19 protein-coding genes are annotated in these 17,240 nt (G+C 47.5%); 6 read left to right on the top strand and 13 right to left on the bottom strand.

Annotated features, from left to right (window positions below):
* Window position 1: 1 nt before the first annotated feature.
* The 9 genes from OEU88_RS01565 to OEU88_RS01525 form a co-directional block, all read right to left on the bottom strand.
* Window positions 2–1,378 carry an amidohydrolase family protein gene (locus OEU88_RS01565; protein WP_262693344.1) on the bottom strand — a complete coding sequence of 459 codons (1,377 nt, stop codon included), beginning with the start codon at window positions 1,376–1,378 and terminating at the stop codon, window positions 2–4.
* Between the two features lie 61 nt (window positions 1,379–1,439).
* Complete coding sequence (locus OEU88_RS01560; RefSeq protein ID WP_262693343.1) at window positions 1,440–2,072, bottom strand: DUF6445 family protein; 633 nt, start codon at window positions 2,070–2,072, stop codon at window positions 1,440–1,442.
* Window positions 2,073–2,102: 30 nt separating this feature from the next.
* Window positions 2,103–2,702, bottom strand: coding sequence for a DUF6445 family protein (locus OEU88_RS01555; protein ID WP_262693342.1), 600 nt, complete (start codon window positions 2,700–2,702; stop codon window positions 2,103–2,105).
* A gap of 27 nt (window positions 2,703–2,729) precedes the next feature.
* Window positions 2,730–3,344 carry a DUF6445 family protein gene (locus OEU88_RS01550; RefSeq protein WP_262693341.1) on the bottom strand — a complete coding sequence of 205 codons (615 nt, stop codon included), beginning with the start codon at window positions 3,342–3,344 and terminating at the stop codon, window positions 2,730–2,732.
* Window positions 3,345–3,407: 63 nt separating this feature from the next.
* The gene (locus OEU88_RS01545) at window positions 3,408–3,857 is read right to left on the bottom strand and encodes a GNAT family N-acetyltransferase (RefSeq protein ID WP_262693340.1); all 450 of its coding nucleotides are present in this window, start codon (window positions 3,855–3,857) and stop codon (window positions 3,408–3,410) included.
* Window positions 3,858–3,868: 11 nt separating this feature from the next.
* Window positions 3,869–5,449 carry a bifunctional phosphoribosylaminoimidazolecarboxamide formyltransferase/IMP cyclohydrolase gene (gene purH / locus OEU88_RS01540; protein ID WP_262693339.1) on the bottom strand — a complete coding sequence of 527 codons (1,581 nt, stop codon included), beginning with the start codon at window positions 5,447–5,449 and terminating at the stop codon, window positions 3,869–3,871.
* 53 nt (window positions 5,450–5,502) lie between these two features.
* Window positions 5,503–7,242, bottom strand: a complete 1,740-nt coding sequence (locus tag OEU88_RS01535; RefSeq protein WP_262693338.1) for a heparinase II/III family protein — start codon at window positions 7,240–7,242, stop codon at window positions 5,503–5,505.
* 59 nt (window positions 7,243–7,301) lie between these two features.
* Complete coding sequence (rpe, locus tag OEU88_RS01530) at window positions 7,302–7,961, bottom strand: ribulose-phosphate 3-epimerase (RefSeq protein ID WP_262693337.1); 660 nt, start codon at window positions 7,959–7,961, stop codon at window positions 7,302–7,304.
* Between the two features lie 71 nt (window positions 7,962–8,032).
* A complete protein-coding gene (locus OEU88_RS01525; protein WP_262693336.1) occupies window positions 8,033–9,364 on the bottom strand; it encodes an RsmB/NOP family class I SAM-dependent RNA methyltransferase in 1,332 nt (443 codons plus the stop codon).
* A gap of 88 nt (window positions 9,365–9,452) precedes the next feature.
* Here OEU88_RS01525 and OEU88_RS01520 point away from each other — a divergent pair, with 88 nt between their 5' ends.
* From OEU88_RS01520 to OEU88_RS01510, 3 genes are all read left to right on the top strand, one after another.
* Complete coding sequence (locus tag OEU88_RS01520; protein ID WP_262693335.1) at window positions 9,453–10,193, top strand: hypothetical protein; 741 nt, start codon at window positions 9,453–9,455, stop codon at window positions 10,191–10,193.
* A 4-nt stretch (window positions 10,194–10,197) separates the two neighbouring features.
* Window positions 10,198–11,523 (top strand): AmpG family muropeptide MFS transporter, encoded by a 1,326-nt coding sequence (locus tag OEU88_RS01515; RefSeq protein WP_262693334.1) that lies wholly within the window; start codon window positions 10,198–10,200, stop codon window positions 11,521–11,523.
* A 95-nt stretch (window positions 11,524–11,618) separates the two neighbouring features.
* On the top strand, window positions 11,619–12,512 hold the full coding sequence (locus OEU88_RS01510) for a GNAT family N-acetyltransferase (RefSeq protein ID WP_262693333.1): 894 nt from the start codon (window positions 11,619–11,621) through the stop codon (window positions 12,510–12,512).
* A gap of 23 nt (window positions 12,513–12,535) precedes the next feature.
* On the opposite strand, the gene OEU88_RS01505 is transcribed toward OEU88_RS01510, so the two are convergent.
* From OEU88_RS01505 to OEU88_RS01490, 4 genes are all read right to left on the bottom strand, one after another.
* Window positions 12,536–13,198, bottom strand: coding sequence for a class I SAM-dependent methyltransferase (locus tag OEU88_RS01505; RefSeq protein WP_262693332.1), 663 nt, complete (start codon window positions 13,196–13,198; stop codon window positions 12,536–12,538).
* Window positions 13,195–13,440, bottom strand: coding sequence for a DUF6460 domain-containing protein (locus tag OEU88_RS01500; protein ID WP_262693331.1), 246 nt, complete (start codon window positions 13,438–13,440; stop codon window positions 13,195–13,197). Before OEU88_RS01500 ends, OEU88_RS01505 begins: the two co-directional genes overlap by 4 nt.
* A 95-nt stretch (window positions 13,441–13,535) precedes the next feature.
* Window positions 13,536–13,955 carry a hypothetical protein gene (locus OEU88_RS01495; protein ID WP_262693330.1) on the bottom strand — a complete coding sequence of 140 codons (420 nt, stop codon included), beginning with the start codon at window positions 13,953–13,955 and terminating at the stop codon, window positions 13,536–13,538.
* Window positions 13,955–14,674 carry an EI24 domain-containing protein gene (locus OEU88_RS01490; protein ID WP_262693329.1) on the bottom strand — a complete coding sequence of 240 codons (720 nt, stop codon included), beginning with the start codon at window positions 14,672–14,674 and terminating at the stop codon, window positions 13,955–13,957. Before OEU88_RS01490 ends, OEU88_RS01495 begins: the two co-directional genes overlap by 1 nt.
* 165 nt (window positions 14,675–14,839) lie before the next feature.
* Here OEU88_RS01490 and OEU88_RS01485 point away from each other — a divergent pair, with 165 nt between their 5' ends.
* The 3 genes from OEU88_RS01485 to OEU88_RS01475 all read left to right on the top strand — a co-directional run bounded on the left by OEU88_RS01485 (window position 14,840) and on the right by OEU88_RS01475 (window position 17,202).
* Entirely contained in the window at window positions 14,840–15,829 is a 990-nt protein-coding gene (locus OEU88_RS01485; protein WP_262693328.1) for an adenosine kinase, read from the top strand.
* Window positions 15,830–16,071: 242 nt separating this feature from the next.
* On the top strand, window positions 16,072–16,971 hold the full coding sequence (locus OEU88_RS01480; protein ID WP_262693327.1) for a CPBP family intramembrane glutamic endopeptidase: 900 nt from the start codon (window positions 16,072–16,074) through the stop codon (window positions 16,969–16,971).
* Window positions 16,972–17,004: 33 nt separating this feature from the next.
* Window positions 17,005–17,202 carry a DUF1674 domain-containing protein gene (locus OEU88_RS01475; RefSeq protein ID WP_262693326.1) on the top strand — a complete coding sequence of 66 codons (198 nt, stop codon included), beginning with the start codon at window positions 17,005–17,007 and terminating at the stop codon, window positions 17,200–17,202.
* The last annotated feature ends 38 nt before the right edge of the window (window positions 17,203–17,240 follow it).

Raw genomic sequence — 17,240 nt, 5'->3', positions numbered from 1 at the left:
ATTAAAATGCAGTGCCAATTTTTGTCAGTGCATCTGTGGTGTATTTCTTATCAAACCACACACGACCATCCTTGATGGTGACGGCGACATACTTCATCGCGTTGATATCAAACAGTGGATCGCCATCGACAACGATGATGTCCGCCAGTTTACCCGCCTGAATAGTGCCAAGTTCTTTGCCTTTGCCTAAAATCTCAGCACCTGTTTTTGTAGCTGCGGTGATAACACGCGCCGGTGTCATGCCGCTGTCAACAAGCGCTGCCATTTCGCGCCACATTGCTTCTGTGTGGAAGTTTAACGGGCTGGCGGCATCGGTGCCGACACCCATGTAGGCATTGGCTTCAATAAATTGACGGGCATTGATTTTGGAATGACGAATTTCGTCGGGTGTGTCTTTAAAATATGACAATGCGCGAAAATTCTTAAAGCTGCGCTGCATTTCAGCATAGATATCATCAGGGATATCGGCCTGTAATTCGGGCGTGTCTAAACGGCTTGGGTTATCTGTCGTGGCAGGGTACACCCAGATACGATGCGCAATTGTTTGAATAACAGGTATGCGATCTTCTGTGATTTTGCGGAGTAAGTTTTCAGGGTATGGCGGCATTTTAGCACTACCAACATGCTGCATAACATCAACGCCGGCAGCTATTGCGTCCCACATGGCAGGCACTTTATAAAGGTGAGAATGTACTTTGACACCTTTACTATGTGCAGCCTTAACAATGGCTTTTAGATCATCACGGGTTAGCCCGAGCCATGTTTTGATAACGTCTGAACCGCGCTCAATGAGCTCCAGTGTTTTTTCCGCAGCTTCTTCCGGGCTGCTAATAACAATCTGATAACTGTCCGGTACACCGTCCAGCTTTATGCGCGTAATCCATGGGCCTGAGATGACAAGACGCGGACCTGGAATTTCGCCGCGGCGAATACGGTCGCGCGTTTCGAGGATATCAAACGGGCTACCAAGGTCGACGCCAGTGGTAACGCCGGCTCGCATCATGTGCTTGGCTGCAATAGGCATGACTTCTGGAAGGCGTTCGGTGCCGCGCAGAAACTTGTAATACTCGTCGTAGTCCCCGTGCCCGATAAGGTCGAGGTGAATATGCATATCGATCAGCCCGGGCATAATTGTTTTGCCGCGTGTGTCGATAATGGGTGTGCCGTCAGGTACTGTCACTTCATGTGCTGGGCCAGCGGCAATGATCCGGTTACCCTCAACCAGGACAACAGCGTTGTGAACGGGTGGTGCTTCGTAACCATCAATGAGCATGCCGCCGACAAGGGCGTATGTGCCTGTGTTTTCCTGACTGCTTGTTGTGCCAACGCCCGAGAATGCCATTAAAATTAATGACATTATTTGAACTATCCGAAACATAAATCTATCCCCCTTATGGATCACACCTAGTGATCATATGCCCAAATGGAAGCATAACAACTTATGACGGGTTTGCCATCCTTGGTGCGTTTGGATAATTGTATGCACTTACATAAACCAAACGACCATTTTCCGGCGTATCACCAAAACTTATCCCTGCATCATGATATTGTTGCGGCTTGATAATAAGCAACCGGTTAAACCGCATAGGAATTGTCATTATCTCTTCCCATTTACTGGAGTCATTTGTGTTTGCATTGATAACGCCGTCCAGAAACTCTTCCTGACTTTGAAAGCCTAGTTCAGCAAGTTCGTGAGAGTTATAGGGCGCGCGGTCGGTGCCTGTTTCGATGTGATGGTACAGGTGTGTACCGCCCTGACAATGTTCAGGCAATGTCAGGTAAAGAATAACGGTCCAATGCACATTGTCGATGTGCACGCTATCTGTACCTTTTTCACCTTCCAAAGCAAGGCGAAACCTCTGATGTGAAGATGTCATCACAGGCACAACAGGTTCGCCAATCAGCTCGCATATTTTCTGATCAAAACCATTGATGACTTGCCGAAACTCAGAATCGCGCCCCGGATAAACTTGTGGTGTGTCCAGTTTGGGATAATTCTGAGCAAGTGCAGCATTACGCAGAATATTTGGGTCTTTTAAAAAATCATCTACAACAATGACAGACCTAATCACGGTCATTCTCCCTCATCAGGATCAAATACATTAATTATACGTACAAATATAAACCAGTCTGCCGTTTTCTGGACAGTCGCCAAAACTAATGCCTGCATCGTGGTACTGTTGAGGTTTCAAAATAACAAGGCGATTAAAGCGCATGGGAATTGTAGTTAACTCTTCCCATTTGCTGCGGTCATTGGTGTTTTTATCAATAACATTCTTCATGAAAACGTCTTGATCGGAATATCCCATATCCAGCATCTGCTGCTCGTTAAAAGGGGCGTGATCTGAATTTGTCTCAATGTGTCGGAACAGGTGGGTGCCACCTTTGCAGTGTTCTGGAAGTGTTAGATAAAGAATAACGGTCCAGTTCACAGGGTCTATGTGAACGCCGTCCTTTCCTTCGTCGCCTTCCAAGGCAAGGCGAAACTTTGCATGAGAGGCCGTTAACTCTGGCACGATGGGTTCGCCGATAATTTCGCGGATTTTTTGATCAAAACCATTGATAATCTGTGAATAGCGAGAGTTGCGCCCCGGATAGTTGCGTGATCCTTTCTCAGTTGGGTACTCCTGCTTTAACGCAATATCGCGTAGCGCATGCGGATCGTTCAGGAAGTCATCAACAATGATTAGAGATTTTCTCACAGTATCGTGCCTGTTCGTTTATATGTTTCAGCCGTTCGCGTTGTTGTAAAAGCTCAGATACACCAAACGACCATTTTCAGGGCAATCACCAAAACTGAGACCCGCATCATGCCATTGTTGGGGCCGGAACAGCATCATGCGATTGAAGCGCATAGGCACTGTCATTATTTTTCCCCATTTAGACGGGTCGTTGGAGTCTTTGTTGACAGAGTTATCAAGCACTTCTTGCTGTGTGGTGGCACCGCCGTATTTTGAATATTCGTCTCGGTGGTAGGGCGCGCGGTCTGTACCTGTTTCAATGTGATGAAACAAATGTGTGCCGTCTTGACAATGCTCAGGTAGCGTCAGAAATAAAATTGAAGTCCAGTGCACGTTGTCAATATGAACACTATGCGTTCCTTTATCGCCGTCCAGAGCCAGGCGAAATTTGGCATAAGAGGTACCTTCAACTGGCACAAGTGGTTCGCCCACAATCTCGGATATCTTACGATCTAAGCCATTGATGACCTGTCGGTGTTCTGAATTGCGCCCCGGAAATGGCGGTAATTTGTCATACTCTGGATAGTTTTGCTTCAGAGCAAGGTCGCGCAGGGCATGTGGATCCTTCAGAAAGTCGTCAATAATGATCAATGAAGTTACCATGGTGTATTGTGCTCTATTATATGGATGCTGTCTCTATAACTATGAAAGCGTGGGTGGTTTCCGTCAAGGGTGTGCACGTTCCATAATAACGAGCGTGCCTTTTGGTTCGCCTTCATAAGGAATACGCTTTGTCACGACAAAACCTAGCGACTGGTACAAGCGTTGGGGCTTGATGTTCTGTTCATAAACATCAAGCCATATTTTGGGTACGCTGTTGGCGTCAAAACGTTTGATTAAAGCAACCATGAAGGCACGACCAATGCCGCCGCCGGTTGCTTCAATAATTATCCGCCGCCATTCCAGAGTACCGTCTTCTTCTTCATGTAACAGTGCAAAGCCAAGCCTATTTGCGTTGATATCTTCAGCAATGAAATACTGCATCGTTGAATCATTAAGATTAGCAACATGGCCTGCACGATCATTGCCGTGGACAAACCTGCTTTGAGGCAAGGCTTCCAGTTCAAGAATATAATCGACATCTTCCTGTGTTGCTGACCGAAACTGCTGATACATTGTCGTTGACCCTAATGCCGGAAGTGACGCATGCCGGTAAATACCATGGCAAGACCTGCTTCATTTGCGGCATCGATTACCTCTTGATCACGCATGCTGCCGCCAGGCTGAATAACGGCTGTTGCCCCGGCTTCTGCGGCGGCTAGAAGGCCGTCAGCAAATGGAAAGAAAGCGTCAGAAGCTACAACACTTCCGATTGCAAGGCTTTCACTGTCACCGGCCATTTCAGCAGCTTCACCGGCACGTAGTGCGGCAATGCGGCTGCTATCTCTGCGGTTCATTTGACCGGCACCGACACCAACTGTCATGCCGTCACGCACATATACAATTGCGTTTGATTTTACATGTTTGCCAACCTGAAAAGCAAACAGCATATCTGCCATTTCCTGCGTGCTCGGTTTGCGTTGTGTCACTATCTTCAGGTCTTCTTCCATAATACGTCCCGTATCGCGGTTTTGGACAAGGAAACCACCGGCAACTGTTTTAACCATTTGCGCACTTTGCTGTGGGTCAGCCAGACCGCCTGTTGTTAGTAGGCGCAGGTTTTTCTTGGTGCCAAGAAGGGCAATAGCTTCGTCTGTGGCGTCAGGTGCAATAATAACTTCTGTGAATATCTCAATGATTGCTTCAGCAGTTTGAGCGTCCAGTGTGCCATTTAGCGCCACAATACCGCCAAACGCAGATACAGGATCACATTTGAGCGCTTTCTTGTAAGCGTCCAGAAGAGTTGCACCTTTTGCAACACCGCATGGGTTTGCGTGCTTAATGATGGCCACTGTTGGTGTTGCTGGATCAAATTCGCTAACCAACTCAAAAGCTGCGTCAGTGTCATTTAGGTTGTTGTAAGACAATTCCTTGCCTTGGTGTTGTGTAGCCGTGGCAATACCAGGACGATTTTCACCATTACTGTAAAAAGCTGCGGCTTGGTGTGGGTTTTCACCGTAACGACAGACTTGTTTTTTCTCACCGGCAAAAGGTAGGCGGTCAGGGAAGGTTTCATCGTTCTGGTTTGTAAACCACTGCGCAATTGCAGCATCATAAGACCCTGTTCGAGCATATGCTTTCGCTGCAAGATTGCGGCGCGTATCAAGTGTTGTGCCGCCGTGCTCGGTAATTTCGGTGATAACGGCTGCATAGTCTACCGGGTCCGTTATAATGGTAACAAATCCATGGTTTTTTGCTGCAGAGCGCACCATGGCTGGCCCGCCAATGTCGATATTTTCAATACATGCTTCAAAATCTGCGCCGGATTTAACGGTTGCTTCGAATGGATAAAGGTTAATAGCTACTAGATCGATTGGCCCAATGTCGTGTTCGTTCATTGAAGCAACATGACCAGCGTTATCTCGCAGTGCTAATAATCCGCCATGGATGGTTGGGTGCAGGGTTTTAACGCGGCCATCCATCATTTCAGGGAAGCCGGTGTGTTCTGCAACTTCTTTAACGGGCACACCAGCATCGCGAAGCGTCTTTGCAGATCCACCTGTAGATAGTATTTCTGCCCCGGTATCCGCTAGTGCCTTGCCTAGCTCTATTAGCCCGGTTTTGTCAGATACAGAGAGAAGTGCGCGTTTGATCGAAACAGTTGTCATGAGCTAGATTGCCTCTTAATTGATCTACCGCACATTGCATGTTGCGCGGGGCGTTATATGCCTATTTCTGTGAGTGTCCAATTGATTACTAGCGGCCTTTTGCCATCTGCGGTGCTGGAAATGATAATTTGTTTGCTGGCTTGCGGGTTGTCGGGTTGTGACAAATAAAGACTGTCATCAATTTCTGCGGTTAGGCCTTCCACATCGAATATCCATGTTTTACCGCCTCGCGTTTCAAGCGTAATGCGTCCATCTGGTGCTTTCAGTGCAGACACCCCAGCGTGTAGATGAAACCGCAACGTAACAACTTGCCCTTCAAGTTTCTTAAGTTTTCGGCCAGATAATCTGTCGTGGCCATTAAGCCGCCGGCCATCATTCTTAAGCTTTAAGGTGCGCTCGTGCAAAACACCGAAACGCTTCTCGTAGCCATTATGAATTGTCTTGATGGAGACGCTATTTTCTAACGTTTCGCGGGTTGTTTGTATTTCGCTAACACCGGCACCGAGTGTGCCGTCACTCATAATCTTATTACTGTTTTTATCAGCAATGATCAGTGTGGAGTTTGCAGCTGTCGTACGCGCCATTGTGGCAAGGTCTGCCAATGGGCCCCTTGCTGTTGCTGGGCCCATGTTAACGATGATGCGTTCTTGCCCAGAAGAAAGCTCAAAGGCGCTGGTGGCTGCCGCGGTTTTAAATGACAGATGAGGTGCAGGCGGTGTGCCTGTGTCCACAATTAGTGTTGTGGTGTTTGCAACGACACGCTGAACTCCAGTGTGCAGCGCGTTTTCAATGGCTTTGCCTTTTGCTTCACTTGCCGCAAGGATTGCATCTGTGCCGTGACCACCTTCGGCTGACACGCCGCCGATATGTGCAAAAGTACCGTCTCCGTGCCGCATTGCGCGTACAAACGGTGCTAATCTGTCCAATGTCACTTGTACCCACGGTGGCAAGTCAGCGTTTACATCAATGTAGGTGCTGCGTACTAGAATAAGCATTTGCATTGTACGAATAGCGTCAGATGTGTTGCGACTGGCAGGGCCGCCATCTGGTAGTACGAAGGCCTTAATATGCTTTTCTAGTGCACGTTCACCTTTTACGCGCCAGGCTTCACTGTTTGGCAACAATAATCCGCCTAGAGTTAAGGCAGAAGCGCTATATATCTGGGGTAACCCGACAGGTGCATCGCCTGCAGAGCGCGCTAAATGGCGCAGTTGGCGTGCCATCGCGTACAGAACTTTTGAGCGATATACCAGATCGTCTGATGAAAGGATAAGTGGTGCATGCGCCGCCCAATTGATATAGCGCCTTGCTAATGTTTCCGTTTCCCAAACTTCCGGATGCCAGATATTGCATGAGTTTAACCACCAGGCGGTGATGCTTTCTGCTGTGGAACGCGCTTTCGCTTGATCTGCCACATGTGCCAGATCCTGTAGCCAGTGAAAAGAGTGCGCATATTGTTTGAACGCAGGTGTTGCATTGCTGAGGTCGGCCCAGAATGTTTCATTTAGAGGGTGTTGTTCCCCGTCATAAAGCATGTCGCCGCCGAGGATAGCTGACCCAAGCGTGGCATTGCCCGGCGCAGGATCGTCAGGGCTGCCAAGCAATTGCAGTGGCAAGCGCCCCTTAAGGCGTAATTCGTAAAGTGAGGTGCCATAACCCCATTCGCGCAGTTTTTTTAGACTTAAGCGGATAAAGCGGGACACATAACGACGGCGATTATCCCGGCGCAATGTTGAGCGCGACAAAGGTGCTACCGAGACAAAGCTTGCGATTTTATCGATGGCCGCTGCCATGATTATTTACCTTAGGGCTCAAGAACCAATGGGGTTCACTTAATGTTTTATCTTACTCGTTATCCGCACAGCATTTTGATGTTATCGGCGTATGCGTCAGGTCCGCCTTTGAAAGTAGCGCTGCCTGCGACAAGAACATCGGCGCCAGCATCAATCACGCTGCGCACTGTCGAAGCATTAACGCCGCCATCAACCTGCAGGTCTATATCTAGACCAAGAGTATCGATGCGTTTGCGGATTGCTTCAATTTTGCGAAGCTGGCTTTTGATGAATGACTGGCCACCAAAGCCCGGGTTTACAGACATCACCAAGATAAGGTCAAGATCTTCATAGAGGTAGTCAATTGTTGTCTCGGGCGTTGCTGGGTTCAAGGAAATACCAGCTTTGATACCGTGTGCACGAATAGCTTGCAGCGTGCGGTGCGTGTGCTTTCCTGCTTCCACATGAGCGGTGATAATATCTGCACCCGCATTAGCAAAAGCATCGATGTATGGATCTACCGGGTCAATCATCAGGTGTACGTCGAAAACTTTTTGTGTGTGTGGGCGAAGTGCTTTAACCACATCTGGCCCAATGGTGATGTTAGGAACAAAATGACCGTCCATGACATCAATATGAATGTAGTCGGCGCCAGCCGCATCAACGGCGCGCACTTCCTCGCCCAATTTGGCAAAATCGGCAGACAGGATGCTCGGTGCTATTCTAACAGGTTTTTGCATGGCGATTGCTTATCAGGTTGCTCGTGTTGTCGCAAGCCAGATGGTGGTTATTTGGTGTTGTTTTTTACCGTCTAGGTGCGTGTTAATCGCGCAACAAAAAAGCCATCCATTCCGCCTTGGTCCGCATAGTGAGAAGGCAAGCACAGCAGATCGCCCTCTGTAGTGATTAATTCGACCATATCTCCAACCTCTTCTGCCACTATTGGTATGCGTTTTGCGGACGATTCGGCGTCAAGGAAGCGCGTAATTTGCTCTACCCCCTCGCATGCCTCAAGTGAGCAAACACAGTAAACAAGTGTCCCGCCGACCGGCAGAAGTGAGAAGGCATGGGCTAAAATACGTGATTGCAGGTCTGCAAGCTTGGCCACATCTTGAGGCCCTTTAGTCCATAAAACATCAGGATTACGGCGTAGCGTGCCTGTCGCGCTACAAGGTGCGTCCAACAAGATGTGATCAACGGATTGCTGTGGTTCAAATTTGGCGGCGTCCGCGTTTATAACTGTTGCTTCCAGTTTTGTGCGTGACAGGTTTTCAGTTAATCGCCTCAGTCTGTTTTTGGATCTGTCGATTGATACGACGTTACCACCAGCTGCCGCGAGCTGCATGGTTTTACCGCCCGGTGCGGCGCATAAATCAAGCACATACTTGCCTTTAATGTCTCCAAGCAATTTGGCTGGTATGGCGGCTGCCATGTCTTGCACCCACCACTTGCCATCTTCGTATCCGGGAAGTTTTGGAACATCAGCACTATCGAGGCGCAAACTACCTGTTGGCAGTTTTTTTGCGTTCAATGCTTTCGCCCATTCATCAACATTTTCGTCTGGTTTTAGTGTGATATCAAGCGGCGGTGTTGTGGCCAGCGAACAAGCTATCGCACGCATTGTATCCATGCCGTACGTTGCTTCCCAGCCTTTGTGCAACCACTCCGGTAAATTAGTTTCAGGTGTCGCTGCCAACTGTTCTGTCAGCTTTTCCCGTTCCTTGACTGCGCGCCTGAGAACTGCATTGACCAAACCAGCAAACCCTTTTTCTTTGCCGGACAGGTTCTTGATCATATCAACTGTTTCGTTCACTGCTGCATAATCAGCGGTGCGCATAAGTAGAATTTGGGCAAGGCCAGTGACCAATGCGGCCTCTGTCCATTTGGCTTCAAAGGGAATGCCGCGCTCCACCAAGCTGTTCATAAGTGACCGCAGGCCGCCAAGTTGGCGCAAACTGAGCATTACAAGATTAAATGCAAAGGCACGGTCGCGGGCATTAAGCCCGGCTTCCTGCGCCATCTCATTAAGGGATAAATCAAATGGTCTTGCTTTTAAGGTGACCGCCATAAGGCTGCGCACGGCAACAATGCGTGGTGTGTCTAAAGTTTGCTTCTGGTGTGTATTCATGCGCCCTTTGATCATATTCAGGCGCCTATGAAAAGGCATTACTTGCATTGCAGTTGCTGCACACCGTAGATTGTTTGCAAAAAGTGCGAGGAGATAGACGGTAATGCATCAATCGGTAATGATCCGGAGCCAGTATAATGGCCCGCCCAAATCTGCGAATGGTGGTTACGCTAGCGGCCTTGTTGCGTCAGGTTTACTAGCTGAAGGATACAAAGGGCCGGTTGAGGTGTCGTTGCATGTACCGCCGCCGCTTGATCAACCACTGTCGCTTGTGGTGACGGATGCTGTTTCCGTGCTGATGCAGGATGACGTTAAGATTGGTACTGCCAAACCGACTCGGTTTACGCTTGAAGTTCCGGCGCTTCCCAAAAAACCTGTGCTTATCGGAAAACCAGATAACCCTAGTGGTAAATTTGAGCCGTTTGATATCTGTTTTGTTTGCGGTAATGCACGCAGCCACGGTGATGGTTTGTGCCTGCATGCGGAACAGGTTGAAGGTCATGCAGGCCTTGTTGCAGCAAAGTGGGATGTCCACGCTTCTTTTGTTGGTGAAAATGGTAACGTCTTGCCAGAGTTTATATGGTCAGCGCTTGATTGCCCCGGTTATTTCGCATGCGCATACGGTGAGCCTGCACTGTTAGCACGCTTTGCTGTCGAGGTTTTAGCGCCGCTTTCCGGGGAGGATGGTGCGGCCTATGTTTATGGTTGGTCATTAGATGACCCAAGCGGTGAACATGGCCGAAAGCGAAAATGCGGTACGGCAATTGTGAATGCTGCAGGTGAGATTGTTGCCAAGGCAGAAGCGCTTTGGGTGATCGTTGACCCTGCCAAGATTGCGGCGTGATAGTATGACCAATCTCAGCAATATGGTCATCGGTCTTAAACCTTATGCCAAGCGTAGCATTGTTGCGACCTTTGGTCTTGGTATGTCTAGCGGGTTCCCGTTGACATTTGTGATTTCGCTGATGGGCTTGTGGTTGTCTTACAGTGATGTATCCAAAAGTGATGTTGGTCTTTTTGCCTTGATCACCACATTTTACACATGGAAATTCCTGTGGTCACCGGCAATTGACCGCATGCCGCTTGGTATTATCACACGATACTTTGGACAGCGGCGTGGCTGGCTTTTTACCATTCAGGCACTTATGGCTATTGCGTTGGTGGCTATCTCTCGTTTTGATCCGGCAACCCAGCTGTTCGAGGTGGCTGTTATTGCAGCGATTATTGCCTTCCTGTCAGCTAGTCAGGATATCGTTATTGATGCATACCGTATTGAAATCATTGATGACGAAGAACAGGGACACAGCGCTGCCGTTTATGTTTATGGCTACCGCACGGCTAACTTTCTCGCAGCAATTATGGTGCTTGCCGTAGCGGAGTATTATGGTTGGTCGCTAGCCATACTGACGTTGCCTATCATGCTAATCCCCGGCGCTGTGGGCGCATGGATTGTTGGTGAACCGAAGGCGCGCGAAGCGACGAAATACGTAGAACAAGAAAGTGGTGCGAAGCAATATTCACCAATTGTTGCACGTCTGCGTGAAGCTGTTTATCTGCCTTTTAAGGAGTTTACCCGCCGCGAAAACTGGGGATTGGTGCTGCTGTTTATCTTCCTGTTTAAAGCCGGTGATGCTGTAACAGCTATTATGACCGCACCCTTGTTAACGGAAATGCAGTTCACACCAGGCGACTTGTTATATGCCAATAAAACGGTTGGTTTTATTACATTGATGGTTGGTGTTGGTCTCGGCGCAATACTCTTTAAGCAAATAGGGACATTCAAGTCATTGTTTCTGACTGGCTTGCTGATGATGGCTACCAACTTAGTATTTGCATGGTTGTGGTTGGGCGAAGCAACCTTGTGGCGGCTTGCGGTCACCATTGGGATGGAAAATTTTGCGACAGGCCTTGGTACAACGGTGATTATTGCTTATATGGCAAGCCTCTGTAATGCCAATTTTACAGCGACGCAGTATGCACTTATGTCATCACTTGGTAATCAGGCGCGTACGCTCCTTGGTGCACCAAGCGGATATGTTGCTGAAGCTATTGGCTGGGTTGAATTTTTCATCTATGCCACACTTCTGGCATTGCCAGGTCTTATATTGCTGGTGATTTTATGGAAAAAGAACGTTGGAATGGACACCCAAACGGCGATAAACAAGAGCGATTGAGTAGTCATCACGCGGACGCGATACTTTTGTGATGTCATAAAGCAGTCATTCTGGTGTAATGATTTTGACTTGGAAGGCGACTAAAGGATGGTCTCATGAAAAAATACGCAATGATACGCCCGCGGATTGCTGCTGCTCAGGCCATGGCTGGTGCGCCGTCTTATGTTCGCCAAGGTAGCCTTGAAGTGCGCCTTGCACGGTCGCTTAAAGAAATTAAAAGCGCCCAGAAGTTACGCTACAATATTTTCTACGAAGAAATGCACGCCAAGCCTGATTGGCGTATGCGCATGACCAAACGCGATATCGATAACTATGATATTTTCTGTGATCATCTGCTGGTCATTGATCATGACAGACCAAAAGCCAAGCGCATTGTGGGTACATATCGCTTGTTGCGCCAGGAAGTTGCGACAGCACATGACGGGTTTTATTCATCAGGTGAATATAATCTGGCACCACTTATGACGGACAGTTTTGGCGAGCAGATGGGTGAAGGCCGGCAATTGCTGGAACTTGGTCGATCGTGCGTTCACAAAGATTACCGAGCAAACTCTACAATTAACATGTTGTGGAAAGGTATTGCTGAATACCTGAAAGAGCATAACATCGCTTATATGTTTGGTTGTGCAAGTTTTGAAACCACTGACCCTGCCGAATGCAAAGAAGCAATGGCATATTTGTATCACAACTATTTAGTACCGGATGACTTCAAGGTGCGTGCCCTTGATGGCCAGTTTGTTGAAATGAATACTATCGCTGCTGAGGACCTAAATGTGCGTCAGGCACGTCGTTCTTTACCGCCTTTAATTAAGGGGTATTTGCGTATCGGTTGCTTCATCGGTGACGGTGCAGTGATTGATGAGCAGTTCGGTACAACGGATGTGTTTGTGCTTTTACCGGTTGAGAAGATCGCGAAACGTTATTCCAAGCATTATGATCTAAAAACTGAAGCAAACGATACAGATACAGCGATTACTGCGGTTCAGTAGTTGGATATAAACTGTTCGCTTGATCAGGCTTTTCGAAAAACCACAGATAGATTGTTGGCAGGCATTTGAATGATGTCCGGTGTTTGAAAGCCAGCGTCTTTTGCGCAAGTAATTACGTCTTCCAGGTTTCTGATGCCCCAGTCGGTATTGCGTGATTTAAGTGATAAATCAAAATCAGCATTAGATTGTGAGGTGTGTTCGCCGCTGCGTTTATAAGGCCCGTACAGAAACAAGACACCACCCTGAAGACACTTTGCTGCCTTGGCTATAAGGCTCTCTGTTGCTTGCCATGGGGCAATATGGATGAGATTGACAGCCATGATTGTACATATGTCTGGATTAACGGCCACGTCATTAAATTCGTCGGTGATGACATTAAAATGCTGTGCAGGCAGAATGTTGTTATGGCCAGCATAATCGCGCCACGCATCTATGCTGCGTATATGTTTTTCTTCAATGTCTGTTGGTTGCCAGATTATATTGGGTAAGCGCGGAGCAATGTGCACAGCATGTTGCCCCGTACCACTTGCCACCTCAATAAGCGTGCCGCTTAAGTCGCTAACATGCGTTGCCATTGTGTCACCAAGTACGTCACGGTTGCGTTCAGTTGCTGGTGCAAACAACCGTGCGGCATCCATGCTATTAGCCGTTTCCTGCGGTGCTTTGGGATCGAAAAATTTACTCATTTATTGCGCATCTTCTCTCGGAAGCGAGAGAATAGAAAAATGGGTACAACGATTGTTGCACCAAGCAGTACATAACTTAGGCCAGAACCAGAGAACCAGGCCCAAACAGCAGCAACTTGATTTGCAACCCACCCAAAGACATCGCCTGGGCTCCATTGCATTTGATACATAATGACACCGATGACAAAGCTCCAGAAGGCAAGTTTAATAACAGTGCCAAAAGTTATGGGTTTTGATGCCATGAAATATGCTCTCGTTGGTTAACCTGCACCTGTTATGTTAGGTCGTGCAAAGGCTACTATCAAGGGAGTGTTTAGAAACACTGTGGTAAAGCAGTTTATTGTTGAACACTGAGCAGTTGCTGTACACAGTTCTCTGCATCTGTGGCTAAGCCTTTGCGTGTACGGGCATCTGTGTGTTCTGCCCTGAAATGATCACCATTTGCAGGTTCATAAAATGTAACCTGAAACACACACACATCAGTTTCGTATATCATAATCTGGACGTTTTCATCACGGCGCACCAGTGATGGCTGTCCTAAGTAGTTTTGTACGGATGCAGGTGTTTGTCCGTTGATCATGTCAAAATCAACTATTATCGGCGCGGGTGTTGTGGGTTCAGGCGCGGGGTCTTCTTGTGGCAGGCTAATTGGTGTAGGCGTTTGTGGCTCAACTATTTCGGCCGCCGGCGTGGTCACTGGCGGTGTGCTGCATGCCGAGAGCAGTAACAGGCCGCCAAATAATAACTTATTATGCATCAAATATTTGCCTCTTTAGTGCCTGCATCCGGTATGCCCAACTGGTGTACGATATGGGTCATCATTGCTGCACCGACAATCGGTGCGAGTATGTTGAGAAACGGTACCAGAAACATGCCCGCCATAACAGCACCACCAAGAAATATCTTACCGCTGTATGTAAGGCGCATCCGGTTCATGGTTATTCTGTCCAGATGGCGTGCGGTAACCATTTCATAGTATTCTCGCCCCAGAAGATAACCATTTACAGCCATAAACAGTGCGAGAGTTCCAAGCCCTGATGTCATTAGAAACAAAAGCAGGTACGGGATAAGCGCCAGTAAATTTATGATCAACATCAACAATGTTAATTTAGTCGCACTCCATAATGTTTCGCTAATCGAAACGGGTCTGGTGCCAATGCGGTTTGGATAATATTCCTGTTCAACAGCAGTGGAGATTTTATCTGCCAGCAACCCCATGACCATTGTAACTACACCTGGAAACAAAAGGTACGACCCAACAGCGACAACCGACCAGAAACCTGCACTTGATATCCAATCCCCGAATTCATCAAGCCAATCCCAGCCAAAGCTATAACTTTCAGGCCAATAGAGGTTGAGCGCAAATGTCAAAAGGGCAAGCGTTGCCAGTGCCGAGCCCACAGCTGTCAGGAAAACGCTTCGAAACCTAGGGTGTAAAAGTTGCTGCCAGCTACGATTTATTGCCTGTAAAAGCATTGATTGTCCTCGCCTTTATTACTGCCAATGCTGTGTTGTGAAACATGCTTGGCTATTTATATATCTATTATAGATAAGTAACCTAATACCACTTGCAATCCCTGATGTGATTTCTATGGTGCCTGAATACGCCGACAATATAACCATGGCCTAAAAGGGGACGATATGAGCAAGAAAATTCAGGTTCTATGTATGGGCAATGCAATTGTCGATATTATTGCACGTGTTGATGATGCCTTTCTCTCGCGGCATGAACAAGTAAAAGGGGCCATGCTTCTCATTGATGCTGATACATCTGCTCGCCTGTATGATGATATGCCGCCTGCAATTGAACGTTCGGGGGGGTCTGCTGCAAATACTGCAACTGGTGTTGCCTCTTTTGGTGGCCGTGCCGCATATATCGGTAAAGTACATGATGACCAGTTAGGGCGTGTTTTCCAGCATGATATCCGAGCTGCTGGTGTTGCATTTGAGACAATGCCGGCAAGCGAAGGGGCGCCGACTGCTACAAGTATGATTTTGGTCGCACCTGACGCACAGCGTAACATGAATACCTACCTTGGGGCATGCACCAATATATCGGTGGACGATATTGACCCTGATTACGTTGCAGATGCAGAAATTTTGTATGTAGAAGGGTATCTTTGGGACACGCCTCCCATGAAGGCGGCAGTGTTAAAAGCCATGGATGCAGCAATTGCGGGTGGCACAAAAGTGGCCTTGTCACTATCGGATAGTTTCTGTGTTGATCGTTTTCGTGCTGAGTTTCTTGATTTGGTTAAAACCAAGGTCGACATTGTTTTTGCAAATGATGCAGAGATCATGTCTTTGTTTGAGGTAGATACATTTGAAGCTGCTGTTGCAGCGCTGCGGCCTCATGTTAAAATTGCTGCACTGACGCGTGGTGCTGACGGCTCTGTTATTTTAACACCGGATACGGAAGTAAGCGTGCCAGCGTTTGCAACAGAAGTTGAAGATACCACAGGGGCCGGTGACCTTTATGCATCCGGCGTGTTATACGGGTTAACAAATGGCCATAGCTATGAATTGTGCGCACAGCTTGGCAGTCTTGCTGCTGCAGAAGTTATCGCTCATTTGGGTGCACGTTCTGAAGTTAACTTAGGTGAGCTAGCCAAGAAAGAGCTAGACTTATAGGTCTGGACTGCAGGCAACAAAACACCGGTGCATGTGTGCGCTTCTGTTAATTATCTATGACGCATGTCGCTTCATCGCATTTTCATTGCGACGTATTTACCACCTAGGCAATCAAGGGGTCTGCAATCAACGTGTGTGTACGAAGATGCAATTTGGATAGATCACACGTATATGTGTGATATGATTTTATCAACTTTGTGGGCATTGATGTTGATAAAATGTAAAATGAAGAGACAGCTGGCATGACCGACACTGATCCATTAATTGGACGATCGAAACAAACTGTTCTTATGGATATTGTTTGGTTTCTTGGTTTGCTGGTCGTTTTATCTGCGGCTGCTTATTACTTTGTGATTGAGCATGGTTTGCGCAGATATTACATGGGCATGTTAATTTGGAGCCCGGGTCTTGCTGCATTATTAACCTGTAAAATAAGAAATATTTCATTCAAAACCCTTGGATGGAGCTGGGCGGACACACGTTGGTCTACAGCGTCTTATTTCATTCCCGTTATATACGGATTAATTGCTTATGGTATTGTTTGGGTAAGCGGGTTGGGCGGTTTGATTGATCCGCGGTTTATCAAAGAAGTTGCATATTTTCTCGGATTGTCAGGTTGGTCGGAAACCGGCATCGTTATTTTCGGCATTTTCATGTTTGGTACTGTTGGCATGATCTGGCAGATGGCGACAAGCTTGGGCGAAGAGTTGGGCTGGCGCGGTTTTTTGACAATGCATTTAATGCGCCGCCATTCCTTTGGGTTTACTGTGTTGATCAGCGGTCTTATCTGGGCGTTGTGGCATGCGCCAATTATTTTTCTGACCAAATATAATGCTGGCCCTGTGGCGCTAGAGACTCAGTTTTTTAATTTTACACTCATGTGTGTAGGAATGTCTTCTATCCTTACGTATTTAAGGTTGAAAACAGATAGCGTTTGGCCAACTGTGATACTGCACGCTGCTCACAATATATATATCCTAACCATTATGCAGCCTATGACCGTGCAATATAAACATACTTGGCGGTATGCTAATGAGTTTGGTTTTGTGTTGCCGATAGTTGTGTTGGTGGTTGGGTTGGTTTTCTGGCGCTTGGCAGTACGTGAGAAATTGGATAAGATTATACCAGCAAATGCAGCCTAGCTGCCTGACCTTTACGGACATGTGAGCAAAGTTTTGAAGACACATACTCAATCAAAAAACGACACGAAAGCAGCTGATACGGACGACGCACCATTACCTGTGGAAGAAGATAAAGCTGTAACCAGTAAAGCGGTAATATCAGGTGATCAAAAAGAGTATGGTGGTCGCAGTGGCCCGGAACCAACACGTTACGGTGATTGGGAAAAGAATGGAATCATTTCAGATTTCTAGCTGTACTCTGGTTTCTCTGCGTTAATTGGTTCTGACTG

Origin of the sequence: Kordiimonas aquimaris (assembly GCF_025574485.1) — a bacterium.
Classification (GTDB): Bacteria; Pseudomonadota; Alphaproteobacteria; order Sphingomonadales; family Kordiimonadaceae; genus Kordiimonas; species Kordiimonas aquimaris.
The sequence above is the reverse complement of the archived record's forward strand: the minus strand, read 5'-3'. Positions and strand labels throughout refer to the sequence as shown.

Excerpts from the sequence above, each read along its gene's own strand:
- OEU88_RS01565 (WP_262693344.1), bottom strand. The coding sequence starts at position 1,378 with ATGTTTCGGATAGTTCAAATAATGTCATTAATTTTAATGGCATTCTCG.
- OEU88_RS01550 (WP_262693341.1), bottom strand. The coding sequence starts at position 3,344 with ATGGTAACTTCATTGATCATTATTGACGACTTTCTGAAGGATCCACAT.
- OEU88_RS01545 (WP_262693340.1), bottom strand. The coding sequence starts at position 3,857 with ATGTATCAGCAGTTTCGGTCAGCAACACAGGAAGATGTCGATTATATT.
- purH (WP_262693339.1), bottom strand. The coding sequence starts at position 5,449 with ATGACAACTGTTTCGATCAAACGCGCACTTCTCTCTGTATCTGACAAA.
- OEU88_RS01535 (WP_262693338.1), bottom strand. The coding sequence starts at position 7,242 with ATGGCAGCGGCCATCGATAAAATCGCAAGCTTTGTCTCGGTAGCACCT.
- rpe (WP_262693337.1), bottom strand. The coding sequence starts at position 7,961 with ATGCAAAAACCTGTTAGAATAGCACCGAGCATCCTGTCTGCCGATTTT.
- OEU88_RS01525 (WP_262693336.1), bottom strand. The coding sequence starts at position 9,364 with ATGATCAAAGGGCGCATGAATACACACCAGAAGCAAACTTTAGACACA.
- OEU88_RS01520 (WP_262693335.1), top strand. The coding sequence starts at position 9,453 with ATGCATCAATCGGTAATGATCCGGAGCCAGTATAATGGCCCGCCCAAA.
- OEU88_RS01515 (WP_262693334.1), top strand. The coding sequence starts at position 10,198 with ATGACCAATCTCAGCAATATGGTCATCGGTCTTAAACCTTATGCCAAG.
- OEU88_RS01510 (WP_262693333.1), top strand. The coding sequence starts at position 11,619 with ATGAAAAAATACGCAATGATACGCCCGCGGATTGCTGCTGCTCAGGCC.
- OEU88_RS01505 (WP_262693332.1), bottom strand. The coding sequence starts at position 13,198 with ATGAGTAAATTTTTCGATCCCAAAGCACCGCAGGAAACGGCTAATAGC.
- OEU88_RS01500 (WP_262693331.1), bottom strand. The coding sequence starts at position 13,440 with ATGGCATCAAAACCCATAACTTTTGGCACTGTTATTAAACTTGCCTTC.
- OEU88_RS01495 (WP_262693330.1), bottom strand. The coding sequence starts at position 13,955 with ATGCATAATAAGTTATTATTTGGCGGCCTGTTACTGCTCTCGGCATGC.
- OEU88_RS01490 (WP_262693329.1), bottom strand. The coding sequence starts at position 14,674 with ATGCTTTTACAGGCAATAAATCGTAGCTGGCAGCAACTTTTACACCCT.
- OEU88_RS01485 (WP_262693328.1), top strand. The coding sequence starts at position 14,840 with ATGAGCAAGAAAATTCAGGTTCTATGTATGGGCAATGCAATTGTCGAT.
- OEU88_RS01480 (WP_262693327.1), top strand. The coding sequence starts at position 16,072 with ATGACCGACACTGATCCATTAATTGGACGATCGAAACAAACTGTTCTT.